The sequence below is a fragment of the Chryseobacterium sp. GQ58 genome, from assembly GCF_059758895.1.
The window spans coordinates 750851-770211 of sequence record NZ_JCAXEH010000003.1; the positions used below are offsets into that span (position 1 = coordinate 750851).

Sequence of the window (19361 nt, forward strand, 5' to 3'; positions counted from 1 at the left end):
TCGTTATTATTTTTCGAGCAGTAAACTTACCCATTCTTCGCGCTGTAATTTCTTTTTCAGCTCCAAATTATTTTCTTTACAGACTTCCAGAATATCATCTACATCAAAGAAACATAAACCGGAAAGCAACAATTTTCCGCCATCATTCAACACAGAAACATACGTCGGTATATCCGAAATTAAGATATTTCTATTAATATTTGCTAAAATAATATCGTAGTTTTCTTTTCCTAAACTTTCTGCAGTTCCCAATTCAATGTCCAATTCGACGTTATTTCTTGCTGCATTTTCTTTGGAATTTTCAACCGACCATTCATCAATATCAATGGCTTTCGTATCACCGGCCCCGATTTGTTTTGCATAAATTGCCAAAACCGAAGTTCCGCAGCCCATATCCAAAACTTTTTTATCCTTAAAATCAATATCCATCATCTGCTGAATCATCAGGTGTGTTGTCGGATGATGCCCCGTTCCGAAAGACATTTTGGGCTGAATGATAATTTCATGCATTCCCGGAACAGACTCGTGAAATTCTGCTCTGATCAGAACTTTATCATCAATATTGATCGGTTCAAAATTCTTTTCCCATTCTTCGTTCCAGTTGATATTGGGCATTTCTTTAAACGAATAATCAATTTTTACTTCTTCATTTTGGAAAAGCGGTAAAGCTTTCAATTCATTTTCATTAAATAAATCTTTCTGAATATATCCTAAAATACCATGAATTTCTTCCGTAAAGCTGTCAAAACCTATTTCGATAAGTTCTGCCATTAATATTTCGTTCCAGGGCTGAAGAGGTTTTATTTTAAAATCGAATTCCAAATAATTTTGCATGTGAATAATTTGTTGCAAAAATAGATAATTTAAAAATTAGAGTTTAAAAAATTGAGCGATTTAACCATTAAGATTAATTGAAGTTTTTGATAATATTAAGTTTTAAATAAAGCCAATGATTGATGCAAAGAAAAAGCGAGCTAAAGCCCGCCATTATTGCTGTGAAAATTATTTTTGACTTATGGATTTGTAGAGAAAATAGATCCGTTTGCGATCAATGCACGTCTGTTCATTTTCAAAATATCTCTTACCCATTCTGCAAAATCTTCAGGCTGAAGCACTTTATCAGGATTTCCGTCTGTCAAACCACCTTGAATAGACATATCTGAAGCAATTGTGCTTGGCGTCAAAGTAATTACGCGGATGTTTTGCTTTCTCCATTCTGCCATCATCGATTGTGATAAAGAAACAACGGCTGCTTTTGATGCTGCATATGCCGACATATTTGGTCCGCCTTTCAAGCCGGCCGTTGAAGCTACATTTACGATATCGCCTTCACCTTTTTCTTTCAGGAAAGGATAAACTGCTTTTGCAGCATAATACACGCCAAAAAGGTTGGTTTTGATTACCTGTTCCCAAGTTTCGGAAGGCATTTCTTCGATGGTTCCAAAATCGCCGATTCCTGCATTATTGATTAAAATATCTACACCGCCAAGCTGCTCAGCCAAAGATTCAATTCCTGATTTTACAGCAGATTCATCATCCACACTGAAAACTGCAAAAGCAGCATTCACTCCGGTACTTTTGATTTCTTCAACTGTATTTTTAAGATTTTCTTCGTTTCTTCCTGTGATTCCAATATTTACACCTTCATTGGCCAAAGCTAAAGCAACTGCTTTTCCCAAACCTCTGCCTCCACCTGTGACGATGGCGTTTTTCCCTTTTAAGTTTATCATAATTTAAAATTTAATCTCACAAATTTACAAAACCACTGTTTCAAAACAGCGTGAATATTTAGATTTAACTTGAGTTCGGGATAAGGATTATTTTTAAATGATTGATTATTTGAATCTTATTTTTAATCGCAAAGGCAAACAATGTTTTTTTAATATCACATTCTCTATTTTTAAGCTAAACAAAGCCGCTTTGCTTATTGAAGTAAAACAAAAAATAGTGTTTCCTTGTTAAGTGAAACGCCTTTGTTTAACTTTTAATGTTGAAAAATAGATTGTTAAACCTTTTTGTTTGCATTTGCGATTAGAAAATCTTATCCCGAACTCAGTTTAGATTTAATAAATGATTTCATTTAAAAATTCCATAAAAAACAAAACCAACTTACGAGAAGTTGGTTTCTGAAAGTAATATAATAAAATTGAACTAAGGAATAAGAATTGGCTCCTTAACTTCAAACTCTTCGGAAGCAGAAAATTGATTTCCGTACATATCATACGCTCTCACTTCTACTTTATGTTTGCCTAAGCTTAATTTGTTGGTAAATCCTCCTATCCAGATATGTTTTGACAATTCGGGATTTGAAGGTCTTCTTCCCGGGAAAAGATTTTGTGTGGTGTCCCATTTGTAAACCGATTGCGCAAAGTTGGGATCAATAGTTTCGTTATAATCCATCTCTTTCCATTCGCCGCCGTCGATTCTGTATTCCACTTTATCTTTTTTGCTTCCCATAAAGAAATTAGCGACGATTTTCGCCGAAGTCCTTGAAGGGAAAGGAATAACTTTCGGAAGGTATAATTTGATCTGATAATCTTCAGGTTTTCCTGCGGTTTTATATTTAACTTTATATTGATTATCATTAAAGCTGATAAAAGAATATCCTTTTGATGTACCGTCTCTCATGGTTGAAGTCGGCAATCCCGATTCGTCAGGAGTTCCCGAATACCAGTCTCCGCAAGTAGTTCCTACGTTGTATTCATGCAAATCTTTTGCTCCGCTCCAGCCTTGTGGTTTTCCGTAAAAAATCTGCTGCTGAATGTGCGTATGTGCAGATAAAAGCAATGCATTGGAAAAAGGAGTCAACAGATCGAATAACTTCTGACGGTCTGCATTTCTGAAATTATCTTCATTCGTATGATCCAAAGGAATGTGGAATGAAACGACGATCAATTTATTTTTATCAACTAATTTTAAGTCATTTTCGATAAACTTAAGCTGATCTTCACGGAAACCTCCCCAATATCCTTTTCCGTCTCTCGGATCCGGATACAGAATATCATCCAAAACCATAAAATGAACATTTCCGTAATTGAAAGAATAGTTTGCAGGACCAAAATTGGATTCAAAAGTTTCGTCTGAAAGATGATCCTCTTTTGCATCATAATTCATATCATGATTTCCCATCACATTATACCAAGGAAGCCCGATTTCTTTCATGACGTCTGCGTATGGTTTTTGTAAGCTTAAATTATCCCCGACCAAATCACCCAAACTGATTCCGAAAACAGCATTCTGCTTGTTGTTTTTCACTTCGTTTACGATGCTTCTTTTGAAATAATCCAGCTCTTTTTCCGTGTAAGGCTGCGGATCTCCAAAAACCAAAATGTCAAAGTTTTTGCTTTCATCCTGCTTATGCAAAGCAAAATTTACTTCTTTCGGAAGATTTCCCGTTGGTGCAATTCCTTTATATTTAAAGTCCGAAGGCGAGCCTTTTGGCTTGTACTGATAATAATATTGTGGAAGATTATTTGAATTTAAAGCAGGTTTGTAACCTGAAGGCTTGATTACAAAAATCGTCTGATCTTCCTGAATCGGCAAGCTGTATCTTCCGTTTTTATCTGTCAAAACAACCTGAACCCCGTTTGATACGGCTACATTTTCTATTCCTTTTTCACGGTTTTCCTTCTTCTGGTTTTTGTTCATGTCTTCAAAAACATACCCCGAAACCGAAGTTTGAGAAAATGCCATTGCTGAAACTAATAAACATGGCATTAAAAATTTTGTCATTTTTATTTATTTTTTAGTTGATCGGGAATATTTGTTGTGATAAAATCTATTCCCTGACTTTTTAATTGTTCGTAAATTTTGATGTCATTCACCGTCCACGAATTGGTGATTAATCCTAAAGCTTTGGCTTCGGCAATCCAAGTCGGATTTTTGGTAAAAACACTGAAATGATAATCTAATCCGTCTAAACCTTCATTCTTGATCTGCTGCGGAGACAATTCGCCGTTCAGATATTGCACTTTGAATTTTGGCTCTGTTTTTTTTATTTCTTTACAGATATTAAGGCTAAACGAAATAAACTCACTTTGAGATTCCAGCTTCATATCTTTTACCATCTGAATGGTTTTCTGCACCAATTCGTTTTCTTTTTCCTGAGATTTGATTGGCTTGAGCTCGATAATTAACTTTAAAGAAGGATCTTTTTTACCTTTTTTTAAATAAGACTTCAAAGTCGGGAAATCTTCACCATTTGACAATCTCAGTTTTTCTAAATCTTTAAAATTGGTTTCAGAAATTTCCATTTTTCCGTGATGCTCATCGTGATTGATGACCAAAACCCCATCTTTGGACATTCTAACATCAAACTCGGCTCCGTAAATTTTCAGATCTTGAGCGTTTTCTAATGCTTTCAACGAATTTTCCGTCGTCGGAGGCTGAGTTTGCCAATAACCTCTGTGTGCAATAATTTGGGTTTGTGCTTTCATAACTGCTGTGCTAAAAACCAGTAACCCGAAGATAAGATTTTTCATAAATTCCCTATTGGTTCCACCACATTTTTGTGTTGATATTGTCTCCGCCCATTTGTTGGGAAGCAATCACATAATTGTCGTAATTCTGTATTTTGGTCGTTGTAGGATAAAGCATTCTTTGCGGCATTTTGCCATCGTTCAGAAGTCCACCGTTATTTGGTAATACCGGGAAACCTGTTCTTCTTTGCTCATACCATTGCTGATGATCTACAAAGAAAAGACCAACGTATTTTTGCAACATGATACGCTCCAATGTCCCGTTGAAAGCTACTTTAGGATTGTCAAAATAATTCGCAGGAACTGTATTTCCCCATTGTTCTATTGCTGCTTTTACACCGTTTTCATAAAAAGATTGAGCATTTCCGGTAATAATTCCCTTGAATGCCAATTCAGATAATATAAACTGCAATTCGGCGTATGGCATTACCAATACTTTCAAAGGTGCTTTTGCCAAATTCTGATTCATATTGGAAGGCTGATAATTGAATGTGCTTCCCAAAGCGTAACCCGAAGGAGCACCTTTGTAACCTATATTTTGATTTTGAGGAATACTTTTAGCCTGAGTGAAAAACTTGCTCAGTCTCGGATCATTATTATCCACCAAAGTCTGTGTAAAAAATTCTCCGGAAGCTCTGTAAGCCGTAAAATCCTGCGGCCTTGCAATCGGCGGAAGCAATGGCGCAACACCCGAAATATCCAAAGTTGCTCCGTCTGTATTACTTTGAAAAATAGGATAAGTCGTTGGATTGTTTATGATCTCATTAATTCTTGCATGTACATCTACTTCACCATTTCTTTTTAAGATTCTTGTTAGCAATCTCAATGATAATGAATTACAGAATTTTTTCCATTTCAAAACCCCTTCTGTACTTGAATGTGCCTGATAAAAAAGATCACCTTCCGGTAAAACTTTTGTGGTATCAAAAAGAGCGTTTGCGGCTTTCAGGTCATTCAGCAAAACTAGATAAATATCTTTCTGCTTATCATATTTTGGCCTCATGATATTTTCTTCCAAACTTAAAGCTTCAGACATAGGAATATCACCAAAAGCATCCGTAAGATTAGCATAAATCCAAGCATTTAAAACTTTCGAAATGGCGATATAGTTGTTGTTTTGTTCTTTTTCTGCGGCTGCATTCAGTTCTTTTACTTGTTTTAGCCATCTGTAGCTTGTATTCCAGTATCCGTTTCCTGTACTTTCTGTCAAATAGTATCTGCTTACCGTATTTCCTTCGTTCGGAAAAGAAAGCGCAACCTGCATGATATCGAAAGTAAAATCATCGGCTCTGTTGTATCCGTAATTTCCCATCGCATATTGAATAGGCATCAGAAAACTTCCTGCTGAAGGATTTTTTATTCTGCTTGTATCTGTATTGATTTCTTCAAATGACCTGTCACAAGAATTGAGCATGATCAATGAAAGAGCGAAAGCTGTTGATAAAAGTATTTTTTTCATGAGATTTTAGAATTTTAAATTAAGTTGAAAACCAACTGTTCTTGCAGATGGCAATTGGCCGATTTCTACACCTGGTGTAATGGTAGAATCATTAAGTGCTGCCACTTCAGGATCAAACATTGGAAACTCCGTCCACATCCAAAGATTCTTACCAAATACTGCTAAAGTAAGTTCTGTCAGCTTTAAAGGAGCAATTACATCTTTTGAAAAAGAATATGCAATTCTTGCATCTCTAAGCTTGATAAATGAAGTATCGAAAGTATTGGTTTCTACGTTGGCTCTTCTGTAATAATCTCCATAATAAGAAGATAGTGTTACAGGCGTGGTATTTGGACTGAATGATCCGTCAGGATTTTGTACAACACCTTGTCCTACAATTGTTCCGTTAGGATTGTCTCTTCCCATCAACGTATGTCCCAATTTACCTTGTTCAGACATTTTGTGATGCGTTTGAGAATAAGCTACGCCTCCATATTGACCGTCAAAAGAAAAACTGATCTGCCAGTTTTTGATTTTAAAATCATTTTGCAAACCTGCTCTCCATTTCGGAAATGCATTGCCTACTTTCTCTATTCTGTCTGGTCTTGCAGGAAGTCCGTTGCTTCCATAAATCACTTCTCCATTTTCATTTCTCAATAGTTTGAAGCCCCAAAGATCACCTAAAGAACCACCTATAGTTGCATTATAATACACAACACCGGCTACAGTTGCCATTGTATAATAGCTTTCACCTGAAAACTCTTCCGGAAGGCTTAAGATTTTATTTCGGTTTAGAGACCAGTTGGCTGAAACATTCCATGAAAAATTCTGAGATTTTACTGGGATTGCATTCAAAGTCATCTCGACACCTCTGTTTCTTACTTTTCCGGCATTGATTACTCTGCTTGAATAACCTGATTCGTAAAGTGTCGGAATCGTAATTATTTGATTTTCAGTATCATTTTGATATAAAGTAAAATTATAGCTTAATCTGTTCTTCAATATTGAAAAATCCATTCCGGCTTCAATATTGGTGTTTTCTTCCGGTTTCAGAAGAGGATTAGGATATACTCCCGGCACATCAACAGATCCTGTAAAATCGCTGATACCATAATATTTATCCAACTGATAAGGCAAACCTGCAATACCTACTTTCGCCCAAGATGCTCTCAGTTTCCAGTAATTGAAGTTGCTGCTTGATAATTTAAATATATCTGATAAAATAAAACTCGTGCTTACTGAAGGATAAAAGAAAGATCTGTATTGTTTAGCCAATGTACTGCTCCAGTCATTTCTTCCCGTAACATCTACAAAAATCAAATTATCATAGCCTAAACTTAACAAACCATACACACTATTCGTTTGCTGATCATTTGGTTTCGGAACTCTTGTAATTAAAGAAATAGCATTATTAAGACTGTAATCTCCGGCTACTTTAAGACCTTCTGCACGATAATCATTCATTGTATATTCGTTATAACGAACGCTTCCTCCTGCATTGGCACTTATATTAAATTTATTAAAATCTTTCTTATAGGTAAATAATATATCATTATTAAATTCATGATTTTTAATATACTGCTCTCTGTAAAAACCTTTTAAATAGTTGGCAGAACTGTAGGGTCTTTTTGTAGTTCTTTCTTCATTCAAAATTTCAATTCCGGATCTTAGCATTACATTAAAATCTTTTGTAAACTGATAATTTGCCGTGATATTTCCGGTGATCAATTTTTTCTCAACTCCATTCAGCATTTCGTAAGCAATAAGATAAGGATTGTCTATAAAGCTGCTGAAAGGGTGAATCTGATCAACCTGCTCTTGTCCGGCTTTCCAAATCGGTCTGTACCATTCCAAATCTACATTTGGATTTTGAAAGATCATGAAATAAGAAATAGACTGGTTGTTATATCCTGTAGCAGGAAGATTATCACTTTTTGTATTGGCGTAATTGAATTTTGTTGAAAGCTTAAGTTTTGAACTTAATTTATGGTCGAGTGAAAATGCCATATTAAATCTGTTAAAACCAGTATTTGGCATCATCCATTCGTTATCAAGATAGGTAAGTGACGTTCTGTAGCTTGTATTTTCATTAGAATTTTCAACAGAAATCGTATTGGACGAAGTGGTTCCTGTCTGCCAAAATCCTTTCACATTATCTTTATAAGGTCTCCACAATTGTCTTGTTGCGCTTTGTCCCTGCAAAGTCGGATCATATTGAAAATAGTACTGTCCGTCGAACTTTGGCCCAAATGCGCTACTTGTACCTCCGGTGCTTACACCATCTGCAGAAGCTCCGTAAGAATAGAAAAATTCTCCTGCTGTATTTTTCACTAAAGTTCCCTGTCCGTATTCATATTGATAATCCGGCCATTTTAAAACAGAATCAAAACTTAAAGATGAATTAAAAGAAACCTGCATTTTTCCGTTTCTGCCTTTCCCCGATTTTGTAGTAATCATCAAAGCTCCGTTTGCCGCTCTTGCTCCGTATAATGCAGCGGCAGAAGCTCCTTTAAGAACGGTAACAGATTCAATATCATCAGGATTGATACTGTTTAGCCCATTACCAAGATCAATCGGAAGATCGCCACCTGAGCCCGCTCCATAAGCTGGAGTTCCAGTTCCTGTTGTCGAATTACTTAACGGTACACCATCTACAACAATTAATGCATAGTTATTATCTAGGTTCATAGATTTTTCACCTCTCAAAGTGATTCTTGACGAACCTAAAGGTCCGGCTCCAGTCGTTTGTATTTTCAACCCAGCCACTCTTCCTTCAAGGCCTTGAGCCCAGTTGTTGTTTTGAATATTTTCAAAAATCTCAGAATCTACTTTTTCTGCTACATATCCTAAAGACTTATCCTGTCTTTTAATCCCCAAAGCGGTTACTACAACCTCTTCGATATTCTTTACAGTATCTTTTTTTGCTGTTTGCTGAGCTGCAACATTGACGCTAACCAATCCTAAAAGCGACAACATCACCAATTTTTGAGTCTCTTTACGCATATCCTTTTTTGTTTGCGCAAAATTAAAACGACAATATGATTATGGTTTTAACAACACTTTAACATTTATTAAACAATTAATCAATAAAATATGAACCTATTATTAACACAAGTTATAGACCGTTGATTCGCAAGCCGTTAAATCAGTTAACAATATTTAATGTTTTTGTCTCTTCCTAATTGTATAACTTTATTCACTTTTTCTCCTTAATACTTATTATTTTTGTCTAAACAAGTATCGTAATGCCTGAAAACATTCAACAAAAAATCGAACAACTTCGCAAGGAGCTCAATCAGCATAATGAAAATTATTATCTGCTGGATGAGCCCAATATTTCAGACCTTGAATTTGATTTATTATTAAAAGAGCTTCAGGATCTTGAAGCAAAGCATCCTGAATTTTATGATGACAATTCACCAACAATCCGTGTTGGAGGCGGCGTTACGAAGATTTTCCCTACAATTCGACATCAATTCAGAATGTATTCTCTGGACAATTCTTATGATTTTAATGATCTTGAAGATTGGGAAAAACGGATTATCAAAACAATTGATGAGCCTGTAGAATTTGTTGCAGAATTAAAATATGACGGCGCATCGATTTCTATTTTGTATGAAAACGGAAAGTTGGTGCAGGCTGTTACGCGTGGAGACGGTTTTCAGGGTGACGAAATCACAGCAAACGTGCGTACGATTTCGGATATTCCGATTACTTTAAAAGGTGATTTCCCCGACCGCTTTTTTATGCGCGGTGAGATTTATTTAACAAGAAAGAATTTTGATAAAATAAACAAGCTGCGTGAAGAAGAAGGTTTAGATCCTTTTATGAACCCAAGAAATACCGCCAGCGGAAGCCTGAAAATGCAAGACAGCGGCGAAGTGAGAAAACGAAGGCTTTCATCCGTACTTTATCAGTTTATTTCACAGGAAGTTCCTGCCAGCACGCATTGGGAATTGCTCGAAAAAGCGCAGAAATGGGGCTTTAAAACTTCAGATCAGGCAAAACTCTGCAAAACTTTGGATGAAATCAAAGAATTTATCACATTTTGGGATCAGGAACGTCACAAATTGCCTTTTGAGATTGACGGAATTGTATTAAAAGTCAATTCATTAAAACAGCAAAGTCAATTAGGATATACCGCAAAATCTCCCCGTTGGGCGATGGCTTATAAATTTAAGGCCGAAAAAGTAGAAACCGAATTGCAAAGCGTTTCTTATCAGGTCGGGAGAACCGGTGCGATAACGCCTGTTGCCAATCTGAAACCTGTTTTGTTAGCCGGAACGATCGTAAAAAGAGCGTCTTTACACAACGAAGATATCATCAAAAAGCTGGATCTTCATGACCATGATTTTGTTTATGTAGAAAAAGGTGGCGAAATTATCCCTAAAATCGTTGGCGTAAACACAGAAAAAAGAACTTCCGAAAGCAAGGAAATTGAATATATCAAAAATTGTCCGGAATGTGGAACCGAACTTGTAAAAGTTGAAGATCAGGCCATTCATTTTTGTCCGAATGACCTTCATTGTCCGCCGCAGGTGGTCGGAAGAATGATTCATTATGTCTCAAGAAAGGCTTTAAATATTGATAATCTCGGAAGCGAAACTATTGAGCAGCTTTACAGAGAAAAATTAATTGAAAATCCTGCCGATTTTTATACTTTAACCAAAGAACAGATTCTTCCGTTGGAAAGAATGGCAGAAAAATCGGTGCAGAATATTCTTGACGGAATCGAAAAATCTAAAGGAATTCCCTTCGAAAAAGTTTTGTACGGAATCGGCATCAAACACGTCGGGGAAACGGTTGCCAAGAAATTGGTTAAAAATTTCAATACCATTGACGATCTGAAAAAAGCCACCGTTGAAGAGCTTTGCCAGGTTGAAGATATCGGAGCAAAAATCGCGGTAAGCATTGTTGATTTCTTTAATAATTCTGAAAATATTTTAATGCTTGAACGTTTAAAATCTTACGGAGTTCAGCTTGAAAAAGGCGAAAACACCAATGAAGTTTTATCAAATGTTCTGGAAGGAAAAGCCTTTCTTTTTACGGGAAAATTGTCTTTATTCACAAGGGAAGCAGCAGAAGAAATGGTAGAAAAACACGGTGGAAAAAACATTTCTGCTGTTTCGAAAAATCTTAATTATTTAGTTGTAGGCGAAAAAGCCGGAAGCAAACTGAAGAAAGCACAGGAGATTGGTACGATTGAGATTCTGGATGAGCAGCAGTTTTTAGATTTAATTGAAAAATAATAATTGCAAGTAATTACGAAAAATGCTGTTTTTCAAAAGCAGCATTTTATTGAATCGATACTTTTTGCTTAAAATTTGTATTCTGATTTTTATGTCAAAGTAATTATCTAAATTTATTCAACCAAATTTTTACAAAATGGATTTTCTAAACGACCATTCGATACAAAACGAGCTGCTTCTGATTTTCATTTCCGTAATTCTCGGGCTCTTAATAGGCGCCGAAAGAGAATACAGAAATAAATCGGCCGGACTTCGTACCTTTATTTTGGTTTGTTTCGGAGCTTGTCTTTTTACAATTCTTTCAATAAAAATAGGAATTGAAGATCCGGATCGTTTAGCCGCAAATATTATTACCGGAATAGGTTTCTTGGGCGCCGGAGTGATTTTTAAAGGTGATAATAAAATTGACGGCATTACCACAGCAACTACAATTTGGGCTACAGCTTCCATCGGTATGGCGGTTGGTTCAGGCTATGTTTATCTTTCGTTGATGGGTACTTTTCTAGTGCTTTTAATATTGAGCTCACTTAATTTTATTGAAGAATTTATCGATAAACAACATAAAATCCGCGAATACAAAATAGGCATCAGAAGTCGGGAAAGCCTTTCATATTGTGAAAAACTATTTATTCAGAATCATTTAAAATTCAGCATTATAGCCCAACATTACAATTCGGAAAACATTACAACCACATGGATGCTTACCGGAAAAAGTGCCGATCATAAAAATTTTGTCAAAGATCTTATTGAAGATGATAAAATTATATCATATCAATTTTAAAGAACTAAAATATTTTAGCTATTTCTCCTTAATTATTTTAAGGTAAAAAAAATTAAATCCGTATTTTAGACAAAATTTTTTTGTAATGATAAAACGTAATATTTTAATTGCCTCGGCATTCTTCGCTTTTTCATGGGGAATCGCCCAGCAATACGGTGGAATGTGGATCCCGACTGAGCTTAATGAAAAGGAAATGAAGGATCTGGGAATGAAAATTTCTGCCAAAGATATCTTCAATACGCAAAAGCCTAGCATTAAAGATGCTGTTGTACAATTCAACGGAGGCTGTACGGCTGAAATTATTTCACCAAAAGGCCTGCTTTTAACCAATCATCACTGCGGTTACGGGCAAATCCAAGCTCATTCTACTGTGGAAAACGACCTTTTATCAAACGGTTTTTGGGCAAAAAACATGAGCACCGAGCTTCCAAATCCAGGAGTAACGGTAGATTTCATTGTTGATATTAAAGAAGTTACCAATCAGATTTTAGAAGGTACAGACAATCTTCAGGATCCTGATCTTTCAAAAAAAATCGCCAACAATATTGAAATTTATAAAAACTCTCAAAAAACAGAGCCTTATCAATCTATTTCCGTAAAGCCAATGTATTACGGAAACAAATATTACGCTTACGTTATTGAAACTTATAAAGATGTGCGATTGGTAGGTGCGCCGCCTCAAAGCATCGGAAAATTCGGAAGCGATACCGACAACTGGGTTTGGCCAAGACATACGGGAGATTTCTCAATGTTCAGAATTTATGCCGATAAAAACAACAAACCTGCAGAATATTCCAAAGACAATGTGCCTTACGTTCCAAAACATTACCTTCCTGTTTCGATAAAAGACAAGAACGAGAATGATTTCACGTTTGTTTTCGGCTTTCCGGGAAGAACGACAGAATACCTTCCGGCAATCGCTGTTGAAAAGATCATGACCGAAATTGATCCTGCAAGGATCGCAGTAAGAGATGTTGCCTTGAAAACTTTAGATGAAAAGATGCGTGCAGATAATGCAACGCGTATTAAATATGCTTCAAAATACGCTTCTGTAGCCAATTACTGGAAAAAATGGATCGGCGAAGTAGAAGGTCTTAAAAAATCGAATGCCGTTCAGAAAAAAGTAATGTACGAAGGATCTTTGGTATCAAAAAATCCGGAAGTGAAAAAAACTTTAGACGAACTTAATAAATTATACAACGATCAGTCGCCTTACGCTTTAAATAACGCTTACTATTCTGAAGTGATAAGAAATGCTGAGACATTAATGCTTGCCAACCTTTATTCCAATTATATTTCTGCGGTAGAAGCAGGAAGAATAGATGAAAAAGGAATTGCATCTTTTAAAAACAGACTGGCTTCTTTTTACAAAGATTACAGCGCAGAATTGGATGCTAAAGTAACCGCTAAGCTTTTAGCTTTATATGCCAACAAAACAGCTCCACAATTTTTACCGGCCGAGTTTGATAAATATAAAAACGAAGCCCAAAATATTCAGATGCTGGAAGATATTTCCAAAAATTCTATTATTACAGGAAGGTCTTCTGTAAACGGAGCTTCATTAAGCGCAGATATAGACAAAGCATTTTCAAATCAGGACAAACTGATCAAAACATTAAAAAAAGATCCTGTTTATCAGCTTTTCATGAGTATTAAAGATACTTATATGAAAACTACAGATACACAGTTTACTTCTTTGCAGGCAAAGATTGATGATTTGCAGAAAAAATATATGGCGCAACAGATGTCTACTGATAAAGACAGAAAATTCTTCCCTGATGCCAACTCCACCATTCGTGTAACGTACGGAAAAGTGAAAGGCTCTACACCAAAAGATGCTGTAACGTACGATTATCAGACGCATTTGGCTGGTGTAATGGAAAAATATATTCCGGGAGATTATGAATTTGATGTTCCAAAAAAACTGATTGATCTTTATGCTAAAAAAGATTTCGGGAATTATAAAGACAAAACAGGTGATGTTCCGGTAGGATTTACTGCTACCAATCATACAACTGGAGGAAATTCCGGAAGCCCCGCGTTGGATGCACACGGAAATCTGATCGGATTAAATTTTGACAGACAATGGGAAGGAACAATGAGTGACATCAATTACGACCCGCGTTTTAGCCGAAATATCATGGTTGACACCAAATATATTCTTTTCATCATTGATAAATTTGCCGATTCTAAATGGCTGATTGATGAAATGAAAATCGTGAAATAATTTTATTTAAGTATACATTAAACCCCGAAATTGCATTTCGGGGTTTTTTATGCTTTGTTGAGATGCTTCGACTTTGCTCAGGCAGTGCTACAAATGCTTAATAAGTCGGTTAGTATTAGGAATGTCATGCTGAGCTTGTGGAAGCATTTTCAAATTAATTTAATATCCAAAAATTTCTTCTAAACTTACTTCATGAAAAGTACCCATCTGCTCTAAAGCTTCCATATCCAGATTTTCCTTTTTCCCGATAATGGCTGTATTAAACTGTACAGGTTTTATTTCTGTTTGATAAAATTCTCTGATATCATCAAAAGTAAGGTCTTCAATCTGCTTAAAAATATCTTTCCTGAAATCATGCGCAACTCCTAATTTTTTAAGCCTTAAAGTATTGAAAAATATATTGGTTCTGTTGATTCTTGTGGATGCAATCTGCTTTAAAGCCGACTTTTTTGCATTCTCAAATTGTATGGTTACTTCAGGAAGCTTATCCATCAAATCGGTCATGGTATCAACGGCAATCTGAAGTTTATCCGGCTGAGTTCCGATATACGTTGTAATATAATCCGGATGCCCTATTTCAGCATTTGGAGCGTAAGAAACGTAAGCAGAATATGCCAGGCTCTTGCTTTCGCGGATTTCCTGAAACACGATGGATGATAATCCTCTTCCGAAATATTCATTGAAAACATTGATTTTCCCAAAATTGGCCAGATTCACAAGATGTCCTTTTCCTATTTTGCTCATCTCCATTTGGACCATATCATAATTGGTGAAAAACACGTTTCCTGTGGTTTCCGGTTCGGGATATTGTTTAGGATCCGGAATTGAGAAGCTTTGATTTTCAACAAATTTTTCAATATTATTTTTAAAAAGGTCAAAATATTTTCCATAGAAAAAAATCTGGTAAGGATACCGGAAGAGATTTTTCATTTTCTGGGTAAATTCTTCTACTTTGGCAGTCTGAAGCTGTTCTTTCGAAAGAATATCCAAAAATCTGGAGCTTTTCCCAAACTTTGTATACGTCGTCAGCGCAGACATGATGCGGTTTTTGTCTTTCTTTCCCGCTTCACGGTTTTCTAAAACTGTTTCTACAAACTTATCATAAATCTGCTGATCCGGCTGTACATTGTGTAGCCAATGCTGAAGCAATTCAATTCCTTTCTCAATATTTTCTTCCAAACCGCTTAACGAAATCAAAAGCTGATCCGAATTTGTTTTAAAATCATTACTCACGCCAATCTTAAAAAATTCTTTTTTCAGATCTTCAGGAGAATATTGATCCGTTCCGAGATATTGTAGAAGTTGTGTTGAAATCCCCAATTCTCTGTCATGATCGCTTCCAAATGGAAAAATAAAATACACCTGCGCAATATCGTTGTATTTATTTTTTACGAAACTTATTTTCTTATCTTTTACCGTTTCGGTTACAATTTGTTTCTGATAATCAATAAACTGGGGCTGAATATCTTCACTTTCATCTGCTAAAATTTGTTTTGAAAATTCAGATTGGGCATTACGATTGATCTTGATGGGTGTGATTCCGGGATTATCAACTCTGAGCAATTGATCATTTATCCCTTTCTCTTTATTGATGACAACATAATTCTCTTTGAAAAAATCATTTGCAAAATCAATTATTTCCTGCTTTGTAATTTCAGCATACTCATCCATTTCATTCAATTCCTCTGCCCAGGATCTGCCTTTGATATAAGTGTCATAAAGATTGGTTGCCAAACCTTCAGCGGTTTCCAGCCCTTTTAATCTTTGAAGCTTGAAATCGTTGATAATTGCAGGCAAAATCCAATCCGGGAAATCACCTTTTTTCAGCAGCTCAATTTGTTCCAAAACCATTTCTCTGGTTTCCTTCAATATTTGGTTTTCTTTCGGAACGGCAACAATTGAAAAGTAGCCATACTCTTTAAAACCAACGGAATACGCCTGTGCCCAAAGCATTTTTTGAGTCTGGTTGATATTTAAATCGAGTAATCCCGCTTCGCCTCTGTTGCTTAAAATATTAGCCGCAATATCCGCAAGCATCGCTTCTTTTGTTCCGTAACTGTCGGTTCGCCAAGCGATTTGAACTCTTGGAGTTGTCGGGCTTTTTACGGTTCGTTCAATGATTTCAGTCAAGGGTTTTTCTACAATCTTTTTTTTCTCAGGCAATTCTCTGTAAGGAATCGTTCCGAAATGCTGATCGACAAGCTTCACCGTTTTTTCAAAATCAAGATCTCCCACCAAAACAATTGCATAATTATTCGGAACATAATATTCGTCAAAATATTTATGGATTGCCTTCATTGAAGGATTCTTCAGATGTTCGGGATTTCCTAAAGTTGTTTGCTGGCCGTTTGGATGAGTCGGAAACAGCGCGTCCATCAATTCATAATTTACCAGTCTCGAATCATTATCCTGCGCTCGATTGAATTCTTCGTAAACAGATTCCAATTCCGTATGAAAAAGACGTAAAACCACTTCCGAAAATCTTTCCTTTTCTACTTTAAGCCATTTTTCAAGCTCATTACTCGGAATGTTGTTTTTGTAAACCGTTTCATCAAACCAAGTATGGGCATTGGTTCCCGTTGCTCCAAGTGACGAAATTATTTTATCATATTCATTGGCAATGGCAAACTCGCTGGCTTCCTGAGAAATTTTGTCAATTTTCTGATAAATTTCATTCTTTTTTTCAGGATTTTGTTCGGCTTTGTGCTGTTCGTATAATTCGGAAATCTGATTGATTAAAACTTTTTCTTTTTCCCAATCCTGAGTTCCTATTTTTGATGTTCCTTTAAACATCATGTGTTCAAGATAATGCGCCAAGCCTGTATTGTCAGCAGGATCATTATTGCTTCCTGTTTTTACGGGAATAAATGTCTGAATTTTTGGTGCATCAAAATTCTGCGCCAAAAAAACTTTCAATCCGTTTTTCAGGGTGTATATTCTAACTTTATTTTCGTCTTGGGTTACTGTGATGTATTCGTAATTGCTTTTATCTATATGAATCGTTTCCTTATGTCTTCTGTCTATCATAAAATTCATTTTTCATTCCTTTTTGTCGAATGCCTTACAAATGTAAGGAATCAAAAAACAAGACTGATTGATTTTGTTAATATTAAATCTATTGTAATCATTTATTTTAAATGTTAAATTGAATGATGCTTTTAATAATCTCGGAAATCATTCAGGAATTATTTATATTCGATCTTTATTTAAGGATGAAAATGCACCTGTAAAAATAACCAATAAAGAATACATTAATGTCGGCAACATTCTTCCAAACACCAAAAGACTTTCGCAATTGGCTTGAAAAAAACCACGAAACGGAAAAAGAAATTGTGGTCGGATTCTACAAAATCGGAAGCCTGAAAAAATCAATTACCTGGTCTGAAGCTGTTGATCAGGCTTTGTGTTTCGGCTGGATCGACAGCGTGAGAAGATCTATTGATGACGAAAGCTACAGCAATCGTTTTACACCAAGAAAATCTACAAGTATCTGGAGCGCGATCAATATTAAAAAAGTGGAAGATCTTACCAAAGCCGGATTGATGAAGCCTGCCGGTTTAGCAGCTTTTAGTTTAAGAAAAAAAGAAAAATCCGGAGTTTATTCTCACGAAACAGATGATGTAAAGCTTTCCGAAGAATATGAAAAACAGTTTAAAGATCATCAAAAAGCCTGGGAATTTTTCCAAAAGCAAGCTCCTTCTTATAAAAAAATAACAATACATTGGATCATGAGCGCAAAGCAGGAAAAAACAAGAATTTCGCGTCTTGAAAAAGCAATTTTGGAAAGCGAGAAAGACAAAAGAGTAATGTAAAAAAAAGATCGTTAATTACTTTTTTGCTAAATTTATTATTTTTGAATTCCAAACCAAAACAATATGAAAAAAACTGCGGTGCTTTCAGTTATTGTTTTTTGTATTTCGTGCAATTCCGGTTCCGAAAACAAGAAAGAAAAAAATGTTGCCGATCCAGAAACTGAAAAGATTCAGAAAATTGTAGAAAAAGATTCTCTAAAACATGATACAATAGAATTTACTTCTTACAATGATGATTTTGATTATTCACAGCTTAACGGTAAAAAAGGTAAAGAAGAACTTAGCTTTATCAATGACAAGAATAATGACCGAAGTTTGCTGAGAGGCGACCTCATCGCTATTGAATGGAAAAATGATTCAATCTACATTGCAGGAGACGGAGAAACGCCGCAAAATGCACAATGGATTGTGTCTGTCAAAAAAATTAAAGACGGAAATGTTTCAAAATTCAGGCAAGAATACGATAAACCAATCAAATATCATCACTCAAAAAAAGATGAAATTTCCGGCAGTTATCTCGATCATTTGTACAAGCTTGCAGAATATTATATTGCTAATTCCAAAAAAGATCTCATCAGATTACACCTTAAAAACAAAGACGAACTCGCCTATTCCATCGAAAAACGAAACAAAAACGATAAAGAATATTATGTTTTAGGAATATATACTCAATCTGAACATAAAATCAATACTTTTCAGTGGTTGTATATTGATCCTGAAACCGACAAAATCTACGAATATGATCTGCCAAATGACAGGCTGATTTATTTTCCTTAAAATTAATTATTTAAACTATTGATATGGCATCTAAAAAACAAATAACTTCCGAAGAAGCAACAGAGTTTCTTAAGGTTTTGAAAAAACGTTTTGAAAAAAATATGAACCGTCATGAAGGTTTGGATTGGTCAGAAATTGAAGCCAAACTACAAGCTAATCCTTCAAAACTTTGGTCGCTAAACGAAATGGAAATCTCCGGCGGCGAACCGGATGTTGTAGATTATGACAAAAAAACTGATGAATATGTATTCTTCGATTGCTCAGCAGAAAGCCCGAAAGGCAGAAGAAGCTTTTGCTACGACCGTGAAGCTTTAGATTCCCGAAAAGAGCATAAACCTGAAAATTCGGCTCTTGATGCCGCCGCAGAAATGGACGTTGAAATCCTTGATGAAGAACAATACCGGAAACTTCAGCAGCTAGGAAATTTTGATCTTAAAACCTCAAGCTGGATCAAAACACCGCAAAAGATCAGAGAATTGGGTGGCGCATTGTTTTGTGACCGGCGCTACGATACCGTTTTTGTTTATCATAATGGCGCATCATCGTATTATGCAGCGAGAGCTTTTCGGGGAGTTTTAAAAGTTTAAATATTTCACACA

At 35.7% G+C, this 19361-nt stretch carries 13 protein-coding genes; 6 read left to right on the plus strand and 7 right to left on the minus strand.

Annotation, left to right across the window (positions count from 1 at the left end):
* Positions 1-6: 6 nt before the first annotated feature.
* The 6 genes from prmA to AC6CHK_RS11420 form a co-directional block, all read right to left on the minus strand.
* A complete protein-coding gene (gene prmA / locus AC6CHK_RS11395) occupies positions 7-834 on the minus strand; it encodes a 50S ribosomal protein L11 methyltransferase (protein WP_498096187.1) in 828 nt (275 codons plus the stop codon).
* A gap of 179 nt (positions 835-1013) precedes the next feature.
* Positions 1014-1727, minus strand: a complete 714-nt coding sequence (locus AC6CHK_RS11400) for a 3-ketoacyl-ACP reductase (RefSeq protein WP_498096236.1) — start codon at positions 1725-1727, stop codon at positions 1014-1016.
* A 424-nt stretch (positions 1728-2151) separates the two neighbouring features.
* The gene (locus tag AC6CHK_RS11405; protein WP_498096189.1) at positions 2152-3732 is read right to left on the minus strand and encodes a calcineurin-like phosphoesterase C-terminal domain-containing protein; all 1581 of its coding nucleotides are present in this window, start codon (positions 3730-3732) and stop codon (positions 2152-2154) included.
* Positions 3733-3734: 2 nt separating this feature from the next.
* Positions 3735-4481 carry a glycerophosphodiester phosphodiesterase family protein gene (locus AC6CHK_RS11410; protein ID WP_498096191.1) on the minus strand — a complete coding sequence of 249 codons (747 nt, stop codon included), beginning with the start codon at positions 4479-4481 and terminating at the stop codon, positions 3735-3737.
* Positions 4482-4488: 7 nt separating this feature from the next.
* Positions 4489-5937: a SusD/RagB family nutrient-binding outer membrane lipoprotein gene (locus AC6CHK_RS11415; RefSeq protein ID WP_498096193.1), complete on the minus strand. Its 1449-nt coding sequence runs from the start codon at positions 5935-5937 to the stop codon at positions 4489-4491.
* A 6-nt stretch (positions 5938-5943) separates the two neighbouring features.
* Entirely contained in the window at positions 5944-8919 is a 2976-nt protein-coding gene (locus tag AC6CHK_RS11420; RefSeq protein WP_498096195.1) for a SusC/RagA family TonB-linked outer membrane protein, read from the minus strand.
* Between the two features lie 242 nt (positions 8920-9161).
* Between AC6CHK_RS11420 and ligA the strand changes: the two genes are divergently transcribed.
* The 3 genes from ligA (at position 9162) to AC6CHK_RS11435 (ending at position 14173) form a co-directional block, all read left to right on the plus strand.
* Positions 9162-11165, plus strand: a complete 2004-nt coding sequence (gene ligA / locus AC6CHK_RS11425; RefSeq protein ID WP_498096197.1) for an NAD-dependent DNA ligase LigA — start codon at positions 9162-9164, stop codon at positions 11163-11165.
* Between the two features lie 136 nt (positions 11166-11301).
* Positions 11302-11946, plus strand: a complete 645-nt coding sequence (locus tag AC6CHK_RS11430; RefSeq protein WP_498096199.1) for an MgtC/SapB family protein — start codon at positions 11302-11304, stop codon at positions 11944-11946.
* A gap of 85 nt (positions 11947-12031) precedes the next feature.
* On the plus strand, positions 12032-14173 hold the full coding sequence (locus AC6CHK_RS11435; RefSeq protein WP_498096201.1) for a S46 family peptidase: 2142 nt from the start codon (positions 12032-12034) through the stop codon (positions 14171-14173).
* Between the two features lie 159 nt (positions 14174-14332).
* Here AC6CHK_RS11435 and AC6CHK_RS11440 read toward each other — a convergent pair whose 3' ends face one another.
* Positions 14333-17200 carry a M16 family metallopeptidase gene (locus AC6CHK_RS11440; RefSeq protein ID WP_498096203.1) on the minus strand — a complete coding sequence of 956 codons (2868 nt, stop codon included), beginning with the start codon at positions 17198-17200 and terminating at the stop codon, positions 14333-14335.
* A gap of 227 nt (positions 17201-17427) precedes the next feature.
* Here AC6CHK_RS11440 and AC6CHK_RS11445 point away from each other — a divergent pair, with 227 nt between their 5' ends.
* The 3 genes from AC6CHK_RS11445 (at position 17428) to AC6CHK_RS11455 (ending at position 19349) form a co-directional block, all read left to right on the plus strand.
* Positions 17428-17985: a YdeI/OmpD-associated family protein gene (locus AC6CHK_RS11445; RefSeq protein WP_498096205.1), complete on the plus strand. Its 558-nt coding sequence runs from the start codon at positions 17428-17430 to the stop codon at positions 17983-17985.
* 63 nt (positions 17986-18048) lie between these two features.
* Entirely contained in the window at positions 18049-18762 is a 714-nt protein-coding gene (locus tag AC6CHK_RS11450) for a hypothetical protein (protein WP_498096207.1), read from the plus strand.
* A gap of 23 nt (positions 18763-18785) precedes the next feature.
* Positions 18786-19349 (plus strand): DUF4256 domain-containing protein, encoded by a 564-nt coding sequence (locus tag AC6CHK_RS11455; protein WP_498096209.1) that lies wholly within the window; start codon positions 18786-18788, stop codon positions 19347-19349.
* Positions 19350-19361: the final 12 nt, after the last annotated feature.

Excerpts from the sequence above, each read along its gene's own strand:
- AC6CHK_RS11420 (WP_498096195.1), bottom strand. The coding sequence starts at position 8,919 with ATGCGTAAAGAGACTCAAAAATTGGTGATGTTGTCGCTTTTAGGATTG.
- AC6CHK_RS11430 (WP_498096199.1), top strand. The coding sequence starts at position 11,302 with ATGGATTTTCTAAACGACCATTCGATACAAAACGAGCTGCTTCTGATT.
- AC6CHK_RS11455 (WP_498096209.1), top strand. The coding sequence starts at position 18,786 with ATGGCATCTAAAAAACAAATAACTTCCGAAGAAGCAACAGAGTTTCTT.
- AC6CHK_RS11435 (WP_498096201.1), top strand. The coding sequence starts at position 12,032 with ATGATAAAACGTAATATTTTAATTGCCTCGGCATTCTTCGCTTTTTCA.
- AC6CHK_RS11415 (WP_498096193.1), bottom strand. The coding sequence starts at position 5,937 with ATGAAAAAAATACTTTTATCAACAGCTTTCGCTCTTTCATTGATCATG.
- AC6CHK_RS11405 (WP_498096189.1), bottom strand. The coding sequence starts at position 3,732 with ATGACAAAATTTTTAATGCCATGTTTATTAGTTTCAGCAATGGCATTT.
- AC6CHK_RS11445 (WP_498096205.1), top strand. The coding sequence starts at position 17,428 with ATGTCGGCAACATTCTTCCAAACACCAAAAGACTTTCGCAATTGGCTT.
- AC6CHK_RS11440 (WP_498096203.1), bottom strand. The coding sequence starts at position 17,200 with ATGATAGACAGAAGACATAAGGAAACGATTCATATAGATAAAAGCAAT.
- AC6CHK_RS11450 (WP_498096207.1), top strand. The coding sequence starts at position 18,049 with ATGAAAAAAACTGCGGTGCTTTCAGTTATTGTTTTTTGTATTTCGTGC.
- prmA (WP_498096187.1), bottom strand. The coding sequence starts at position 834 with ATGCAAAATTATTTGGAATTCGATTTTAAAATAAAACCTCTTCAGCCC.
- ligA (WP_498096197.1), top strand. The coding sequence starts at position 9,162 with ATGCCTGAAAACATTCAACAAAAAATCGAACAACTTCGCAAGGAGCTC.
- AC6CHK_RS11410 (WP_498096191.1), bottom strand. The coding sequence starts at position 4,481 with ATGAAAAATCTTATCTTCGGGTTACTGGTTTTTAGCACAGCAGTTATG.